The 17,061-nt window shown below is 70.6% G+C and carries 15 protein-coding genes and 2 tRNA genes; 6 read left to right on the forward strand and 11 right to left on the reverse strand.

Annotation, left to right across the window (positions count from 1 at the left end; translation table 11 throughout):
• The first annotated feature begins 56 nt into the window (after positions 1-56).
• Positions 57-689, forward strand: coding sequence for a 2-phospho-L-lactate guanylyltransferase (gene cofC / locus N8J89_RS34255; protein WP_283661097.1), 633 nt, complete (start codon positions 57-59; stop codon positions 687-689).
• 160 nt (positions 690-849) lie between these two features.
• On the opposite strand, the gene N8J89_RS34260 is transcribed toward cofC, so the two are convergent.
• Positions 850-2,448, reverse strand: a complete 1,599-nt coding sequence (locus tag N8J89_RS34260) for an LVIVD repeat-containing protein (protein WP_283661098.1) — start codon at positions 2,446-2,448, stop codon at positions 850-852.
• 91 nt (positions 2,449-2,539) lie between these two features.
• On the opposite strand from N8J89_RS34260, the gene N8J89_RS34265 reads away from it, so the two are divergent.
• The 3 genes from N8J89_RS34265 (at position 2,540) to N8J89_RS34275 (ending at position 6,416) form a co-directional block, all read left to right on the forward strand.
• The gene (locus N8J89_RS34265) at positions 2,540-2,740 is read left to right on the forward strand and encodes a hypothetical protein (RefSeq protein ID WP_283661099.1); all 201 of its coding nucleotides are present in this window, start codon (positions 2,540-2,542) and stop codon (positions 2,738-2,740) included.
• 77 nt (positions 2,741-2,817) lie between these two features.
• On the forward strand, positions 2,818-5,505 hold the full coding sequence (locus N8J89_RS34270) for an RNA degradosome polyphosphate kinase (protein WP_502868365.1): 2,688 nt from the start codon (positions 2,818-2,820) through the stop codon (positions 5,503-5,505).
• Positions 5,502-6,416 carry an NUDIX hydrolase gene (locus N8J89_RS34275; RefSeq protein ID WP_283661100.1) on the forward strand — a complete coding sequence of 305 codons (915 nt, stop codon included), beginning with the start codon at positions 5,502-5,504 and terminating at the stop codon, positions 6,414-6,416. Before N8J89_RS34270 ends, N8J89_RS34275 begins: the two co-directional genes overlap by 4 nt.
• A gap of 109 nt (positions 6,417-6,525) precedes the next feature.
• On the opposite strand, the gene N8J89_RS34280 is transcribed toward N8J89_RS34275, so the two are convergent.
• From N8J89_RS34280 to leuC, 3 genes are all read right to left on the reverse strand, one after another.
• On the reverse strand, positions 6,526-7,182 hold the full coding sequence (locus N8J89_RS34280; protein ID WP_283661101.1) for an HU family DNA-binding protein: 657 nt from the start codon (positions 7,180-7,182) through the stop codon (positions 6,526-6,528).
• Positions 7,183-7,416: 234 nt separating this feature from the next.
• Positions 7,417-8,019: a 3-isopropylmalate dehydratase small subunit gene (gene leuD / locus N8J89_RS34285; RefSeq protein ID WP_252485050.1), complete on the reverse strand. Its 603-nt coding sequence runs from the start codon at positions 8,017-8,019 to the stop codon at positions 7,417-7,419.
• Positions 8,020-8,041: 22 nt separating this feature from the next.
• A complete protein-coding gene (gene leuC / locus N8J89_RS34290) occupies positions 8,042-9,445 on the reverse strand; it encodes a 3-isopropylmalate dehydratase large subunit (RefSeq protein ID WP_283661102.1) in 1,404 nt (467 codons plus the stop codon).
• 68 nt (positions 9,446-9,513) lie between these two features.
• On the opposite strand from leuC, the gene N8J89_RS34295 reads away from it, so the two are divergent.
• Positions 9,514-10,215 carry an IclR family transcriptional regulator gene (locus tag N8J89_RS34295; protein WP_185009215.1) on the forward strand — a complete coding sequence of 234 codons (702 nt, stop codon included), beginning with the start codon at positions 9,514-9,516 and terminating at the stop codon, positions 10,213-10,215.
• Between the two features lie 401 nt (positions 10,216-10,616).
• Here N8J89_RS34295 and N8J89_RS34300 read toward each other — a convergent pair.
• The 4 genes from N8J89_RS34300 to gltX form a co-directional block, all read right to left on the reverse strand.
• A tRNA-Glu gene (locus N8J89_RS34300) sits at positions 10,617-10,689 on the reverse strand.
• A gap of 36 nt (positions 10,690-10,725) precedes the next feature.
• Positions 10,726-10,797, reverse strand: a tRNA-Gln gene (locus tag N8J89_RS34305).
• Positions 10,798-10,924: 127 nt separating this feature from the next.
• The gene (locus N8J89_RS34310) at positions 10,925-11,674 is read right to left on the reverse strand and encodes an HAD family hydrolase (protein WP_252484962.1); all 750 of its coding nucleotides are present in this window, start codon (positions 11,672-11,674) and stop codon (positions 10,925-10,927) included.
• A 93-nt stretch (positions 11,675-11,767) separates the two neighbouring features.
• Entirely contained in the window at positions 11,768-13,270 is a 1,503-nt protein-coding gene (gene gltX / locus N8J89_RS34315) for a glutamate--tRNA ligase (protein WP_283661103.1), read from the reverse strand.
• A gap of 79 nt (positions 13,271-13,349) precedes the next feature.
• On the opposite strand from gltX, the gene N8J89_RS34320 reads away from it, so the two are divergent.
• Positions 13,350-14,585, forward strand: a complete 1,236-nt coding sequence (locus tag N8J89_RS34320; protein WP_283661104.1) for an FAD-dependent oxidoreductase — start codon at positions 13,350-13,352, stop codon at positions 14,583-14,585.
• 6 nt (positions 14,586-14,591) lie between these two features.
• Here N8J89_RS34320 and N8J89_RS34325 read toward each other — a convergent pair whose 3' ends face one another.
• The 3 genes from N8J89_RS34325 to N8J89_RS34335 form a co-directional block, all read right to left on the reverse strand.
• Entirely contained in the window at positions 14,592-15,374 is a 783-nt protein-coding gene (locus N8J89_RS34325) for a fumarylacetoacetate hydrolase family protein (RefSeq protein WP_283661105.1), read from the reverse strand.
• A 9-nt stretch (positions 15,375-15,383) separates the two neighbouring features.
• The gene (locus tag N8J89_RS34330; RefSeq protein ID WP_283661106.1) at positions 15,384-16,085 is read right to left on the reverse strand and encodes a response regulator transcription factor; all 702 of its coding nucleotides are present in this window, start codon (positions 16,083-16,085) and stop codon (positions 15,384-15,386) included.
• Positions 16,086-16,171: 86 nt separating this feature from the next.
• Complete coding sequence (locus N8J89_RS34335; RefSeq protein ID WP_283661107.1) at positions 16,172-17,053, reverse strand: trypsin-like serine peptidase; 882 nt, start codon at positions 17,051-17,053, stop codon at positions 16,172-16,174.
• Between the last annotated feature and the right edge of the window lie 8 nt (positions 17,054-17,061).

The following is a 17,061-nucleotide window of genomic DNA, read 5'->3' on the forward strand; positions in this document are numbered from 1 at the left end:
GCTGCCGCGAGTCTTCCCCGCGAGGGTGGGGAAGGTCCAGTTGGGAGGATGGTGGGGTGTCCAACCGTGTCGATCTCGTGGTCCCGGTGAAGGTGCTGCTCCGGGCCAAGTCCAGGTTGCTGGGCGCCGCTGACAACGGCGCAGGCGACCGGACCGCGCATGAACGCCTGGCCCTTGCCCTGGTCACCGACACCATGACCGCGGCCCGCGCGGCCGAGCGGGTGCGCCGCCTGCTGGCCATCACCTCGGACCCGAACGTGGCCGAGGTGCTCACCGGCCTCGGCGTGGAGACCGTGCCGGACGTGCCGGGCGGCCTGAACGCGGCCCTGGCCTACGGCGCGGACCTGCTCCGCCAAGACCACCCCGCGGCCCGGATCGGGGCGCTCCAGGCCGACCTGCCCGCGCTGCGTCCCGAGGAGCTGGACGCCGCGCTGGCGGCGGCCCCGGAACGGGCCTTCGTGCCGGACCGGCAGGGCACCGGCACCACGCTGCTGCTGGCCGGTCTCGGCCCGCTGGACCCCCGCTTCGGCCCCGGCTCCGCCACCGCGCACGCCGCCTCCGGCGCGGCCGAGCTGCTCGGCCCGTGGCCCTCGCTGCGCTGCGACGTCGACACCGCCGAGGACCTCATCGCCGCCGCCGCCCTCGGCCTCGGCGAGCACACCGCCCGCTTGCTGGCCCCCGCCGCGTAACCCCACCCATCGTGTTGGCCGATCTCGTACGGAGTGTTGGCCGGTCTCGTACCCGGTGTTGGCCGATCCGGCACGCCCGCGGGCACCCAGACACGCGTGTTGGCCCGAGCCTGCGTACGGCCCGGGCCAACACTGTGTACGAGATCGGCCAACACTCGGCTCAGCAGCAGCTGGCCGCGCCCTCGGTGCAGCCCTGGCCGCCACGGCGCAGGACCATCGGGCAGGCCCAGCCGTAGTCCGGGTCCGGGGCCAGCGGCAGCCGGTTGGAGCGGTTGGTGGTGGTCAGCACCGCGTCGTCGACCGGCTTGGTGGTCTTGAGCACCACCTCCTGACCGGCCTCCCTCGCCGCCTCCGCGCCCTTGGTCAGCTTGACGATCTCCACGCCGCGGGCGATGTCGGCGATGTAGGCCCGGCCCTTGTGCCAGTACGGCGAGAAGGAGACCGCCGCCTCCGGCCGGTAGTAGGCGATCTGGAACGGCCGCGCCGGGTCGCTGACGTCCAGGAACCGGGTGCCCTGGCCGTAGAAGGAGTAGGCCACCACGCGGTCGTGGATGTCGAAGTAGTGCGCGGAGCAGCCCGCGTCGGTGATGGTGCCCTCCTGGTCGTGCGGGCTCCACACGCTGACCGTCTCCAGGTGGAACGGCTTGGCCTCACTGGCCTGCCAGGACTCGCCCTTGCCGGAGCCCTTCAGCGAGGAGATCACGAACCGGCCCTGGTTGGCGCAGGTCGGCGAGCCGAATGCCTCCTCGGTGTGCAACAGCAGGCTGCCCGCCGGGTGCTTGGCCGAGGGCTTGGGGCCGTCGGAGAGGCGGGAGCCGACCGGGCGGATCGAGTTGTGGCTGAACGCGGTCGGCATGTCCTTGCTGGGCACGCCGCCACCGGCGTACGGGATCGGGTTGACCGCGGTGGCCTCCCGGAACTTCTTGGTCAGCGGGTCGAAGTGCCAGCCGGAGGTGCGGTAGCCGCGGGTGCCGCCGGTGCCCGCGACCCAGGCGATGCCCGCGGCGTCCACCTGGACGTCGTGGGTCATGTGCGTCTTGCCCTGGTTGCGGTTCAGGTCGACGTAGGTGGTCGCGGTCCTGGGGTTGCGCGGGTCCCTGATGTCGGTGACGAAGATCTTCCCGGACCGCTTGTACAGGTCGGGGTCGGTGGCCGGGGTGCCGTCGTAGCCCGCGGTCCACAGGTACTGGCAGTCGTTGACGCAGGTCGTGGTGTGCCCGGTGCCCATCTCGGCGAAGCTGACCAGCTTGAGGTCGGCCGGGTCCTTGGCGTCCAGGATGTAGACGCCGGTGGGCCGCTCCCCGCCGGGCTGGCGGCCGAACGCGCTGCGCTCGCGGGCCATGAAGACCAGCTTGCGCTTGTGGTCGACGTCGACGTCCTCGTTCTCCCAGAACCGCTTGCTCACGTCGTCGCCGGGCAGCGCCAGCGTCGAGTTCTCCAGGTGGTCCAGGAACACCGGCTTGTCCGGATTGGACACGTCGTAGGACTTGAGACCGAACTCACCGCTGACGAACATCACCTCCCGCTGCCGCCAGCCGGTGCGGTAGGTGGAGTAGTTGATGGAGATCGCGCCCTTGGTCTCGGGCAGGCGGTTGACCACCTCGACGTTGGCCGAGGCGGCGGGCAGCTCCGGCAGGTCTTCGGCGGCGGACTGCGCGGCGGACGGCGGCGCGACCGGCGAAGCCGGGTTCGCGGTGGCGAATCCACCCCCGGTCAGCGCGGTCGCGAGCGCGGCGGTCAGCACCACGAGTGTCTTCATCGTGCGGAACCCCTCTTCCTGAACAGCTGTCCTCGCACCCTCGCAGTGGCCCAGGCCAGCGGCAACAGCCGTTAGTCGTAGGCTGTTCGGCATGGCGGAACAGGCCACCGTGCACACCAGGCACGCCGACGGCTCGCTCACCGTGCTGCGCGATGACGGGCTGTTGGTGGACGCCCCGGCCGCCGCGGTGCTCGCCGGCGGCTGGCTCGCCCCGCGGCCAGGGCAGCGGGTGACCCTGGAACGGGCGGACGGCCAGGTCGTCGCGGTACGCCCACCGGTTCCGCCGGCTTAATCGGAAGTTCACGCCGTGGCGGGCGATCCCGCCACGTGCAGGGCGCGACAACCGTCCCGGTCAGCGACAATGGCTGGGTGAGCACGGACCGCAGCGAGGACAAGCCGACCGAACCGACGACACGGGCGGGTCGACCCCGACCGTCCACTCGGAACACCACCGCGAAGGCCGCCACCTCCCGGCGGAGGACCACCTCCGCCACGCCCCCCGACTCGCCTGCGCCCGAGACCGCCGCCCCGGCGGCCCGGCGCACCCGCAAGCCGGCCGAGGCGGCCGAGCCACAACCGGGCAGCCGGACCAGAGCGCGCGCACAGCCCGCGCCCGCCGAGCCGCCCGCGAGCGCCCCGCAGGCCGAGCCGGCGCCGCCGGCCGCGGCCAAACCGGTCACCACGCGCCGCACGCCGTCCCCGCCCCGCAAGACCCCGGCCACGCCGCGCAAAACCCCGGCCAAGGCCGCGGACACCCCCGCGGCCAAGCCCACCACGGCCCGCCGCACCGCCGCCGCCCAGCGCCGCACCCCCAGCACCACCGCCGCGGCGGCCCCGGCCGAACCCGCGCCGCAGCCGCCCGTGGAGACCGCGGTCCCGGCTGAGGGCCAGGCCACCCCCACCGCTCCGCCCGCCCCGCCCACCCGGCGCGCCGCCGAGCCCGCGCCGCCCAAGGCTTCCCCGGCCGCACCGCCCGCGGTGACCGCGCCGCCCACGATCAAGGACCTGCCGGACGACCGCTACTTCAACCGGGAGCTGTCCTGGCTGGACTTCAACGCCAGGGTGCTCGCCCTGGCCGAGGACGTCTCCGAGCCGCTGCTGGAGCGGGCCAAGTTCCTGGCCATCTTCTCCTCGAACCTGGACGAGTTCTACATGGTTCGGGTGGCCGGGCTGAAGCGCCGCGAGGAGACCGGGCTGTCCGTGCGCAGCGCCGACGGCCTGTCCCCGCGCGAGCAGCTGGCCCGGATCACCACCCGCGCGCAGGACCTGGTGGAGCTGCACTCGCGTACCTTCCTGGACCAGATCCAGCCGGAGCTGGAGAAGTACCAGGTGCGCATCGTGGCCTGGGACGACCTGGACGACCCGGACCGGTTGCGGCTGACCAACTACTTCAGCGACCACATCTTCCCGGTGCTCACCCCGCTCGCGGTGGACCCGGCGCACCCCTTCCCCTACATCTCCGGCCTGTCCCTGAACCTGGCCGTCACGGTGCGGGATCCGCAGGGCGGGCAGGAGCGCTTCGCCAGGGTCAAGGTGCCGGACAACGTGCCCAGGCTGGTGCGGGTCGAGCTGGACCGGGACGCCGACACCGCGACCTACCTGCCGCTGGAAGAGCTCATCTCCGCGCACCTGATCGACCTGTTCGCGGGCATGGAGGTGCTGGAGCACCACGTGTTCCGGGTGACCCGCAACGCCGACCTCGAGGTCGAGGAGGACCGGGACGAGGACCTGCTGCAGGCGCTGGAACGGGAACTGGCCCGCCGCCGCTTCGGCCCGCCGGTGCGGCTGGAGGTGGCCGACACCATGAGCGAGCACATGCTGGAGCTGCTGCTGCGCGAGCTGGAGGTGGACCCGCACGACGTGGTCGAGGTGCCCGGCCTGCTGGACCTGTCCTGCCTGTGGCAGCTCTACGCCTTGGCCCGCCCCGAGCTGAAGGACAAGTCCTTCGTGCCCGCCACGCACCCGGCCTTCAGCGAGGGGGAGACGCCCAAGAGCGTGTTCGCCACCCTGCGCGAGGGCGACGTGCTGGTGCACCACCCCTACGACTCCTTCTCCACCAGCGTGCAGCGCTTCATCGAGCAGGCCGCGGCCGACCCGCACGTGCTGGCCATCAAGCAGACCCTGTACCGCACCTCGGGTGACTCGCCGATCGTGGACGCGCTCATCGACGCGGCCGAGGCGGGCAAACAGGTGGTGGCGCTGGTGGAGCTGAAGGCCCGCTTCGACGAGCAGGCCAACATCAAGTGGGCCAGGCAGCTGGAGCGCGCCGGTGTGCACGTGGTCTACGGCCTGGTGGGCCTGAAGACGCACTGCAAGACCGCGCTGGTGGTGCGGCAGGAGGGCGCCACCATCCGCCGCTACTGCCACATCGGCACCGGCAACTACAACCCGAAGACGGCAAGGCTGTACGAGGACATCGGCCTGCTCACCGCCGAACCCTCGATCGGCCAGGACCTCACCGACCTGTTCAACGTGCTCACCGGCTACTCCCGCCAGCACACCTACCGCAGCCTGCTGGTCGCGCCCTACGGCGTGCGGCGGGGCATCGTGGAGCGGGTGGAGCGGGAGATCGCGCTGGCGCGGCAGGGCAAGCCGACCGGGATCCGGCTGAAGGTCAACTCACTGGTGGACGAACAGGTCATCGACTCCTTCTACCGCGCCTCCCAGGCGGGGGTGCCGGTGGAGGTGGTGGTGCGCGGCATCTGCGCGCTGAAGCCGAAGGTGCCCGGCCTGAGCGAGAACATCACCGTGCGCTCGATCCTGGGCCGCTTCCTGGAGCACTCCCGGCTGGTGCACTTCCGGGGCGCCGACGAGCACTGGGTGGGCAGCGCGGACATGATGCACCGCAACCTGGACCGCCGGATCGAGGTGATGGTCCGGGTGGCCGACCCCAAGCTCACCCACGACCTGGACGTGATGTTCGACTCCTGCATGGACCCGGCCACCCGCTGCTGGGAGCTGGAACCCAACGGGCACTGGAGTCCCTCACCGCAGGCGGGCAGCAGGGTGCTGGACCACCAGGAGGAGATGCTGCGGCGGCACGGGGCCAAGGCATGAGCCGGATCCACGCCGCGGGCGCGGTGCTGTGGCGGGAGACCGCCGCGGGAGTGGAAGTGGCGGTCACGCACCGGCCGCGCTACGACGACTGGTCGCTGCCCAAGGGCAAGGTCGACCCCGGCGAGCCGTTGCCGGAGACCGCGGTCAGGGAGATCGCCGAGGAGACCGGCTACCGCGCGGTGCTGGGCAGGCTGCTGCCAGCCGCGCACTACGAGGTGTCCACTGAGGACGGTGGCAGGCGGCCGAAGACGGTCACCTACTACAGCGCCGAGGCGGTCTCCGGCGAGTTCGCCGCCAACGAGGAGGTGGACGAGCTGCGCTGGCTCCCGCCCACCGAGGCCCGCGAGCTGCTCTCCTACCCGCACGACCGCACCGTGCTGGACGCCTTCACCGAGCTGCCCGCCCGCACCAGGACGGTGCTGCTGGTGCGGCACGCCAAGGCGGGCAAGCGCGGCAAGTGGGACGGCCCCGACGAGCTGCGCCCGCTCACCGCCTCCGGACTGCACCAGGCACGCTGCCTGGCCGCCTGGCTGCCACCGTTCGCCCCAGCGCGGCTCTACGCGGCTCCCAGGGTGCGTTGCGTGCAGACGCTGGAGCCGTTGGCCGCCCGGCTGCCGCTGACCATCACCGAGGAGTGGCTGCTGGCCGAGGAGGGCTTCTGGCCGGACCCGGACGCCGGCGTGCGCCGCTTCCTGGCCATCACGGCGGGCGCGGGCGTGGCGGTGGTCTCCAGCCAGGGCGGGGTCATCCCGGAGCTCGTGCAGCGGCTGGCGGTCAAGGCCGGGCTGCCGCTGACCGAGTTCCCCAGCCGCAAGGGCAGCATCTGGATCCTCACCTTCGACGCGGACCCGGCCGCCCCCACCCTGCTGGCCGCCGACTACTGCGAAAGCCCGTTACCCCCGGTGCGCTGACCGCATTTCGACCGCGAAGACAAAAGAAAGGCCCCGCCGGCGTCCCGGCGGGGCCTTTTCTCAGCCTTCCCGAAGCGGCCTGGGTGTCAGGGCCGCCTCAGGCGTGGCTTCACTTCTTGCGAGCGGCCGGCTTCTTGGCGGCCGGCGCCTTGGCGGCAGCGGGCTTCTTCGCCGCGGCCGCCGGCTTCTTCGCCGCGGCAGCCTTGGGGGCGGCTGCCTTGGCGGTGGTGGCCTTGGCCGTGGTGGCCTTGGCAGCAGCAGCCGGCTTCTTCGCCGCGGCGGCCTTGGGGGCGGCAGCCTTGGCAGCAGCGGGCTTCGCGGCCGCGGTCTTGCGGGTGGTCGCCGGCTTGGCGGCGGCCTTGGTGGCCGGCGCCTTGGTGGCGGCGGTCGCCCGCGCGGTGCGCGTGGCCGTGGTCTTGGCCGCGGCAGCGGTCTTCGCGGTCGCAGCGGCCTTCGGGGCGGGCTTGGGGGCCACGGCCTTGGGCAGCTTGGTGGTGCCGCTGATCACGTTCTTGAACGTGGTGCCGGCGCGGAACGCGGGGACGTTGGTCTTCTTGACCTTCACGGTCTCACCGGTGCGCGGGTTGCGAGCGGTGCGGGCCGCGCGGGCCCGCTTCTCGAACACACCGAAGCCGGTGATGGTGACCTTGTCACCCTTGTGGACAGCGCGGACGATGACGTCGACGATGCCGTCGACTGCGGTGCCGGCGGTCTTCTTGTCGCCAAGACGCTCGGCGAGCGCATCGATGAGCTGGGCCTTGTTCACCTTCAGTCCCTCCCAGGACGCTTACGGCCCTACAACTCAGGCCGACTAGAAGGCAACGGTAAGGCCAAACGCCAATACTTTCCACGCGCCACGCCCGAAAATCCATTGCGACGCGCGGTGATCCGCCCGTCCGAGGTACGCCGAGCGGTGGAATGGGCGGGTTCCGGCCCCGCCGTTTCCCGACCTGAATCCCCTTCTCTACCAGGGGATTCAGGTCGGGCGAAGAGGGATTCCTCAGCCGCTGCGGGCCGGAAGGGTCCTCGGCAGCCAACTTGGCCGCGATTTTTCGAACGCATCAACACTTTCGGCGTGTCGCAGGGTCAGACCGATGTCGTCGAGCCCCTCCAGCAGCCGCCAGCGGGTGTAGTCGTCCACCTGGAAGGGCGCTTGGAACTCCTTGGCTCGCACCGTCTTCGACTCCAGGTCCACAGTGACCTCGGTGCCCGGCTCCGCCTCCAGCAGCTTCCACAGCTGCTCGACGTCGCTTTGCTCACACTGGGCGGCCAGCAGGCCCTGCTTGCCGGAGTTGCCGCGGAAGATGTCGGCGAACCGGGAGGAGATCACCGCCCGGAAGCCGTAGTCCCCCAGCGCCCACACCGCGTGCTCCCGGGAGGACCCGGTGCCGAAGTCCGGCCCGGCCACCAAGACCGACCCGTTCCGGTAGGGCTCCTGGTTGAGGATGAACTCCGGGTCGTTGCGCCAGGCGGCGAACAGCCCGTCCTCGAACCCGGTCCGGGTGACCCGCTTCAGGTACACCGCGGGGATGATCTGGTCGGTGTCCACGTTGGACCGTCGCAGCGGCACCCCGACACCCGTGTGCGTGGTGAACGGCTTCATCGCACCCATGTCAGAACCCCTCTCAGTCCAGATCCGCGGGCGAGGACAGGTGTCCGGTCACGGCCGTGGCCGCGGCCACCAAGGGGGACACCAGGTGCGTCCGGCCGCCCTTGCCCTGCCGCCCCTCGAAGTTCCGGTTGGAGGTCGAGGCCGACCGCTCCCCCGGCTTGAGCTGATCCGGGTTCATGCCAAGGCACATCGAGCACCCGGCCTGCCGCCATTCGGCGCCCGCCGCGTTGAACACCTCGTGCAGCCCCTCGGCTTCCGCCTGGGCGCGCACCCGCATCGACCCCGGCACCACCAGCATCCGCACTCCCTGGGCCACCTTGCGCCCCTTGAGCACGGCCGCCGCGGCCCGCAGGTCCTCGATCCGCCCGTTGGTGCAGGACCCGAGGAAGACGGTGTCCACGCCGATCTCGCGCAGCGGCTGCCCCGCGGTCAGCCCCATGTAGGCCAACGCCTTCTCCGCGCTGGTCCGCTCACCCTCGTCCAGGATCTGCTCGGGATCCGGCACCGACCCCGACAGCGGCAGCCCCTGCCCCGGGTTGGTCCCCCAGGTCACGAACGGCGACAACGAGCCCGCGTCAAGCACGATCTCCGCGTCGAAAACCGCGTCGTCATCAGTCCGCAGCGACTTCCAGTACTCCACCGCCGCGTCCCAGTCAGCCCCCTCGGGAGCGTGCGGCCGCCCCTTCAGGTACTCGAACGTCGTCTCATCCGGCGCGATCATCCCGGCCCGCGCGCCGGCCTCGATCGACATGTTGCACACGGTCATCCGGGCTTCCATGGACAACGCCGTGATCGCGCTCCCCCGGTACTCCAGGACATACCCCTGCCCCCCACCGGTACCAATCCGCGCGATCACCGCCAGGATCACGTCCTTGGCCGTGACCCCCTCCGCGAGCTCCCCCTCCACCGTGATCGCCATGGTCTTGAACGGCCGCAACGGCAACGTCTGCGTGGCAAGCACGTGCTCAACCTCAGAGGTGCCGATCCCAAAAGCAAGCGCCCCAAAGGCCCCGTGCGTGGACGTGTGACTGTCCCCGCACACCACGGTCATCCCCGGCTGGGTAAGACCCAACTGCGGCCCCACCACGTGCACGATGCCCTGCTCCAGATCCCCCATGGGATGGAGCCGAACCCCGAACTCCGCACAGTTCTTCCGCAGCGTGTCCACCTGCGTCCGCGACACCAGGTCCGCGATCGGCTTGTCGATGTCCACCGTAGGCACGTTGTGATCTTCGGTCGCGATCGTGAGATCCGGCCTCCGCACCGGCCTCCCCGCCAACCGCAGACCGTCGAACGCCTGCGGGCTAGTCACTTCATGCACCAGGTGGAGATCGATGTAGAGCAGGTCCGGCTCGGCCCCACTGCCACGACGCACAACATGCGCGTCCCACACCTTCTCCGCGAGCGTGCGTCCCATCGCTCCTCCGCGTCGAGGTAAGAAAACAACCCTGGACTTCCCAAATACCGGGAAGTTAGTATCGGCTCGTGGGACAGCATAGCGGCATCGGAGTACTCGACAAGGCAGTGGCAGTACTGCACGCAGTAGCCACCGACCCCTGCGGCCTGGCTGAGCTGTGCCAAAGAACAGGCCTGCCAAGGGCAACAGCCCACCGCCTCGCCGTAGGCCTGGAAGTCCACCGCCTACTCCAGAGAGGCCCCGACGGCCGCTGGCGCCCAGGCACCGCCCTGGCCGAACTAGCAGGAGGAGTCACCGACCCCCTCCTGGACGCGGCAAGCGCAGTCCTCCCCAGACTCCGCGACATCACCGGCGAAAGCGTCCAGCTCTACCGCCGAGACGGAACCCAACGAGTCTGCGTAGCCAGCGCCGAACCCCCCGCAGGCCTACGCGACACCGTCCCCATCGGCTCCAGACTCCCCATGACCGCCGGCTCCGGAGCCAAGGTCCTAGCCGCCTGGTCCGACCCAACAACCCAACGCGCAGTCCTGGCCGACGCCGTCTACGGCGAACGAACCCTCCTGGACGTAAGACGCCGGGGTTGGGCCCAAAGCGTCGCAGAACGCGAGCCAGGCGTAGCCAGCGTCAGCGCCCCCGTGAGAGACAGCACCGGCCAGGTAGTGGCCGCAGTCTCAGTCTCCGGCCCAGTAGACCGAATCGGCCGCCGCCCAGGCGCCCGCTGGGCCGCAGACCTCCTAGCCGCCGCAGAAGCCCTCCAGTCCCGCCTCTAGCCAGACAACCCCAGAACACCCACGAACGCCCCACAACGGCCAACACACCGTCCAACAACGGCCAACACGACGACGAGGCCCCAGCTGCCCTAGCAGCTGGGGCCGAAGTCTTCCGTGACCCACATCACGCCCAAGTTGCAAACCGGCATCAGGACCACGACGCGGCCCCCACGCCGCAAGCCACCAAGCGACCATCACCAAGAGGAAGGAGAACAATTAGCGAAGGGCCAGCCCAAAGGGCGAGGCCAATACAAACGCGAATGCAAACAAACCAAAGCCCCAAAACAACCCCGCTGGTTCAGCACCGCTCGCACCGTGGGGGTCCGGGGGGCTCGGCCCCCCGATGAAAATGCGAAAGCGGCCTGATCCAGTTCTTCCGGATCAGACCGCATTCACCGATGTAGCCCCGACGGGATTTGAACCCGCGCTACCGCCTTGAGAGGGCGGCGTCCTAGGCCGCTAGACGACGGGGCCTAGCTAAGAGGATTCCGATTGTTAGGCTTCCTCCTGCTGGGGTACCAGGACTCGAACCTAGACTAACGGAACCAGAATCCGTTGTGCTGCCAATTACACCATACCCCATCAGCTGTCGGTCAACTCCAGGGGCCCCCGCGGGGGTCTCTGTCGCTGTCCTCCGTGCTGAGATGAATACTAGACCAAGAGCCCAGCGAATACCTAATCGACCCCCCACAACCCCCTTTTGCCCAGCTCAACGCACCTCTACGGGCACCTCGGCGAGCTCGCACACCAACAGCTCCGGAAGCTCCTCCAGCCCCCCGATCACCGACACCCGCTCGGGCAGCTCCGCGACCCCCGCCCCACTCCGATCAAGCCACACGCCGTACATCCCGGCATCGCGCGCGCCGACCGCGTCAAGATCAAGCCGGTCCCCCACGTGCACAGCCTGTTCCGGCGCGATACCCAGTGCGGCACAGGTCGTGTGGAAGATCACTTCGTCCGGCTTGGCCACCCCGAGCTCGCCCGCGATGACCACTTCCTCGAAGTACTCGGCCAGCCCGCAGTCGGCCAGCTTCACCCGTTGGAGGGCTCCGCTGGCATTCGTGATCGCGGCCATCCGGAGCCCGGCCCCGCGCAGCCACTCCAGGCAGGGTCCGGCGTCGTCGAAGAGCCGCCAGGCGCGGCGCATGGCGGCCACCCGGCGTTCCTCGCGGGCAATTGCCTCGGTGTCGGAGATGAACTCACCGAGATCGGCGAAGAAGGTGCGGGAACGCTCCTTGCGCATGGTGTCGTAGTCGATCTCGCCGGCAATGAGGCGGGCCAACTGGCATTCGGTTGCGCGTTCCCATGCGGCCCAGCCGTTGTCGTGACCGAGTAACGCGGCCAAACCGAGCCGGGCCGAAGTCGCATAGTCGACCAGTGTGTCGTCGATGTCGAAGCACACTGCCCGGATTTGTCCAACCTTCTGTGAGGCAGGTTCGAACGCCAAGGCGGATGTCACCCGGTGAGGTTAGACGCGTACCTGCCGTGTTCGATTCTGCTGAAGAGGTGACATTTGCCCGGCTGGCACGGTCAAGTCAGTAATCCTGCGTAATCAGGACGCGGTCGGCACGGCCTCCAGCGCCCGCTCCAGCCGCCCGAGCGAGCGGTCCCGGCCCAGCAGTTCGAGGGACTCGTACAGCGGCGGTGACACTGTGCGACCGCTCACGGCCACCCGCACCGGCGCGAACGCCTTGCGCGGCTTGAGCCCGAGCCCGTCGATCAGCGCGCCCTTGAGCGCGGCCTCGATCGCCTCGGTGCGCCACTCGGAAACCCCGGCCAGCGCCTCGACCGAGGCCCGCAGCACCGGCTCGGCGTCCGCGCCCAGCGCCTTGGCCGCGGATTCCGGCTCCACCTCAAAACGGTCTTCGTCCGCGAACAGGAACGCCAGCATCCCGGCCGCCTCGCCCAGCAGCCCCACCCGCTCCTGCACCAACGGAGCAGCGCCGGCCAGCAGCTCCAACTGCTCCGCGCTCGGCTCCGCCGGCAGCACCCCGGCCGCGACCAGGTACGGCACCAGCCGCGCCCGGAAGTCCTCCGGCGCCAGCAGCCGCATGTGGCTGCCGTTGATCGCCTCGGCCTTCTTCAGGTCGAACCGCGCCGGGTTGGCCGAGACCTTGCCGATGTCGAAGGCCTCGATCATCTCCGCCATGGTGAACACGTCCCGGTCCTCGGCGATGGACCAGCCGAGCAGCGCCAGGTAGTTCAGCAGCCCCTCGGGCAGGAAACCCCGGTCCCGGTGGTGGAACAGGTTCGAGGACGGATCCCGCTTGGACAGCTTCTTGTTGCCCTCGCCCATGACGAACGGCAGGTGCCCGAACCGCGGCGTGCCCTCGGCCACCCCGATCCGCTTCAGCGCCGCGTACAACGCGATCTGCCGGGGCGTGGACGGCAGCAGGTCCTCGCCGCGCAGCACGTGCGTGATCCGCATCAGCGCGTCGTCGACCGGGTTCACCAGGGTGTACAGCGGATCGCCGTTGGCGCGCACCAGCACCTGGTCCGGGATGGACCCGGCCGGGAAGGTGATCTCGCCGCGCACCAGGTCGGTGAAGGTGATGTCCGCATCCGGCATGGGCAGCCGCAGCACCGGCTCCCGGCCCTCGGCGCGGAAGGCGGCCTTCTGCTCCTCGGTGAGCGTGCGGTCGAAGTTGTCATAGCCCAGCTTGGGGTCGCGCCCGGCCGCGCGGTGCCGCGCCTCGACCTCCTCCGGGGTGGAGAAGGACTCGTACAGCTCACCGGCGGCAAGCAGCTTCTTGATCACCTCGCGGTAGATCTCCCGGCGCTGGCTCTGCCGGTACGGCGCGTGCGGGCCGCCCACCTCGGGGCCCTCGTCCCAGTCGAGCCCGAGCCAGCGCAGCGCGTCCAGCAGGGCCTCGTAGGACTCCTCGGAGTCTCGCGCGGCGTCGGTGTCCTCGATGCGGAAGACCAGCTTGCCGCCCTGGTTACGGGCGTAGGCCCAGTTGAACAGGGCGGTGCGGACCAACCCCACGTGCGGGGTGCCGGTGGGGGAAGGACAGAAGCGAACGCGGACCTCACTCACGGCGGAGAGGTTACTCATCCGATAGGTGGTTGACGAACCGGTCGCCCCGGAGGAAGCTAAGCTTATTCAACAGGCGTTGAAAAGAGGGGTGATCACCATGACTGACACCAGGGACTGCGTCGTGATCGGCGGCGGCCCGGCCGGGATGGTGCTGGGGCTGCTGCTGGCCCGCGCGGGGGTGCGGGTGACGGTGCTGGAGAAGCACGGCGACTTCCTGCGGGACTTCCGCGGCGACACCGTGCACCCGTCCACGCTGACGCTGCTGGACGAACTGGGCCTGGCCGAGGAGTTCGCCAAGGTGCCGCACCGCTTGGTGGACCGGCTGCAGGTGCAGCTGGACACCGGGCTGGTGCCCATCGGCGACCTGCGCCACCTGCGCCCGCACCCGCACATCGCGTTCGTGCCGCAGTGGGACTTCCTGGACCTGATGGCCGAGGCGGGCCGCCGCGAGGCCGGGTTCGAGCTGCGGATGAACACCGAGGTCACCGGCCTGATCAGGGAGAACGGCCGGGTCACCGGCGTGCGCTACCGGGACCGGGACAGCGGCACAGCCGGCGAGCTGCGGGCGAGGCTGACCGTGGCCTGCGACGGCCGCAACTCCCTGGCCAGGACCGCGGCCGGGCTGAAGCCGAGGGAGTTCGGCGTGCCGATGGACGTGTGGTGGTTCCGGCTGCCCCGCCACGAGGACGACCCGGCCGGGGCGCTGGGCCGGTTCAGCGCCGGCCAGGCGGGCGTGCTCATCGACCGGGGCGAGTACTTCCAGTGCGCCTACCTGATCCGCAAGGGCTCGGACGCCCAGGTCCGCGCCGAGGGCGTGCAGGCCTTCCGGGACCGGTTCGCCGCCCTGCTGCCCTGGCTGGCCGACCGGACCGACTCACTCACCTCGCTGGAGGACGTGAAGCTGCTCGACGTCCGGCTGAACCGCTTGCGCCGCTGGCACACCGACGGCCTGCTGTGCATCGGCGACGCCGCGCACGCCATGTCGCCGGTGGCCGGGGTCGGCATCAACCTGGCCGTGCAGGACGCGGTGGCCACCGCCCGGCTGCTCGCCGCCCCGCTGCGCCGGGGCCGGGTCAGCACCGCGGACCTGGCCAAGGTGCGGCGCCGCCGGTGGTTCCCGACGGCGGTGATCCAGGGCGCGCAGCGGTTCATCCACAAGCGACTGCTCGGCCGCGTGCTGACCGGTCAGATCAACCCCGGTGGCACCGTGCCCAAGCCGATCCGGCTGCTGCAACGCTTCCCGCGCCTGCAACGGATCCCGGCCTACCTGATCGGCATCGGCCCGCTGCCCGAGCACGCCCCGGCCTTCGCCCGCCGACCGGCCAGGCGCTGAGGCGCCCTACCTGGCGGCCACGGGGTTGGTCAGCGTGCCCAGGCCCTCGACGGTGACCGACACCGTCTGGCCAGGACGCATTGGGCCGACCCCGGCCGGGGTGCCGGTGAGGATCACGTCGCCGGGCAGCAGGGTCATGATGTGCGAGATGAACTCGATCAGCGCGGGCACGTCGTGCACCATTTGCGCGGTGTGGCCGTCCTGCTTGAGCTCGCCGTCGAGCTCGGTGCGGATCTCCACGTCGGCCGCGTCCAGGGTGGTCTCCACCCAGGGGCCGAGCGGGCAGAAGGTGTCGTAGGACTTGGCCCGGCCAAAACCGCCGTCGGCCTTCTGCTGGTCGCGGGCGGTCACGTCGTTGGCGATGGTGTAGCCCAGGACCACGTCCTTGGCCCGCGCGGCAGGCACGTCCTTGCAGGGGCGGCCGATCACCACGGCCAGCTCGCCCTCGAAGTCCACCCGCTCGGAGCTGGCCGGCAGCTTGATCGGCACGTTCGGGCCGATCACCGTGGTGGAGGGCTTGAGGAAGATGATCGGGCTGGCCGGGGCCTCGCCGCCCATCTCCTTGGCGTGGTCGGCGTAGTTGCGGCCGACGCAGACCACCTTGCTGGGCAGCATCGGCGCCAGCAGCCGGACATCGGCCAGCGGCCAGCGACGGCCGGTCAGCTGGACCTGGCCGAAGGGGTGTTCGGCGATCTCCGCCACGGTCAGCGACTCGGGCGATCCGTTCAGGTCACCTTCGATCGAGACGAAGGCCATGCCCTCGGGGTGGGCTACACGAGCAATGCGCACGCCCCAACCCTACGACGAGCCCGCCGCGCCCGTCGGGGGACGTAGCACGTAGCCGGTGCGCGGGATGGTGTGGATCATCGGCTCGCGCCGGGCGTCGACCTTGCGGCGGAGGTAGCTGATGTAGGTGGGCACCACCGAGTCCTCGCCCGCGTAGTCGTACTCCCACACGTGGTCCAGGATGTGCTGCTTGGTGAGCACCCGGTTCTGGTGGGTGAGCAGGTGCCGCAGCAGCCGGAACTCGGTGGGGCTCAGGTCCACCCTGGTGTTGTCCCGGTGCACCAGGTGCGCGTCCTCGTCCAGCTCCAGCCCGGCGCAGCACAGCAGCGGCGAGCCGTGCCCGCTGCTGCGCCGCAGCTGCCCGCGGCAGCGGGCCACCAGCTCACCGAGGCTGAACGGTTTGCCCAGGTAGTCCGCGCCGGGCACGGACAGCCCGGCGATCTTGTCCTGGGTGTCCTCCCGGCCCAGTAGGAACAGCACCGGCACGGCACAGCCGAACCGGGCCAGCTCCTCGCCGACCGGGCCGCCCGGCCCCCTGGACAGCCGCAGGTCGACCACCAGCAGGTCCGGCCGTCGGCTCAGGCCCATGGCCAGCGCCGCGCCAGTGGTGCCCGCGACCTCGGCCTGGAACCCCGCCCGGCGCAAGGCGTTGGCGGCCAGGTCGGCCAGGTAGTGCTCGTCGTCGACGACCAGGATGCGCGCGCCCTCCGTCATCCGGACAGTGTCGACCAACCGGGGCCGGGAAAGCGAGCGCGCCGCACAATCCTGTGTGGAGTGTGCGGCGCGCGCTGCCGGTCCGGCTACCGGTCCTTGACGTAGTTGTAGAGGCTCAGCGCGAGGTCGCCGAAGTGCGCCGAGTAGTTGTCCCTGCCGTTGGCGTCCAGCGAGTGGCTCACCCCGATGACGTAGCCCAGCCCGTTGGCGTCGTAGTCGTGCAGCCAGGGACCGCCGCTGGCCCCCGACCCGAACGAGCAAGGCAGCTGGTGCCAGTCGTAGGTCGCCTGCCGGGTCGCGGCGCCCGCGCAGAACTCCTGGTTCCCCTTGCTGGTGAAGGGATAGCCGACCACGGTGGTGGGCTGCCCGTACGGGGCGTTGACACGCAAACCGTGCCCCGGCACCGCGTCACCCAGCCGGGTGCCGTCCCGTCGGTCCTGCATCACCACAAAACCGAGGTCCCACTTGAGGTGTTCGCTCTTGACCTCCGGGATCAGCGTCCAGCTCTTGGGCACCACGAAGGTCGCACCGGCCCAGCCGCCCACCGGCTCGCGCTCCGGCTGCGTCGGGCCGGGGCGCAGTCCGGGCACGAACCGCAGGGTCTGGATCCAGGGCTTGCTCTCGGTGTGCCGGTACAGGCAGTGCGCCGCGGTGACCAGCACCCGCCGGTTGGGGCTGTTGATCACCGAGGCGGAGCACTCGGAGACGTTGCCGTCCCCGGTGTAGGCGGACATGTGACCGTTGGTGGTCCGGTACACCCCGGCCGCCTCCGGCGCGGGTCTCGCGGGCTGGGCCAGGGTCGCGGCCATCGAGGACAGCTGCGCGGCCGGCACCCGCACGGTCGAGGTGCCGCCGCCTGCCTCGTGCACGGCGAGCTCCACGCCGTCGGCCGGTGCGGCGGCCGCGCCGCCGGTCAGGGTCGTGCTCAGCACCAGGGCCGCGCCCATGGCCAGTCGGATCAGTCGCATGGCTCCCC

The organism is Crossiella sp. CA-258035 (genome assembly GCF_030064675.1).
Taxonomy (GTDB): Bacteria; Actinomycetota; Actinomycetes; order Mycobacteriales; family Pseudonocardiaceae; genus Crossiella.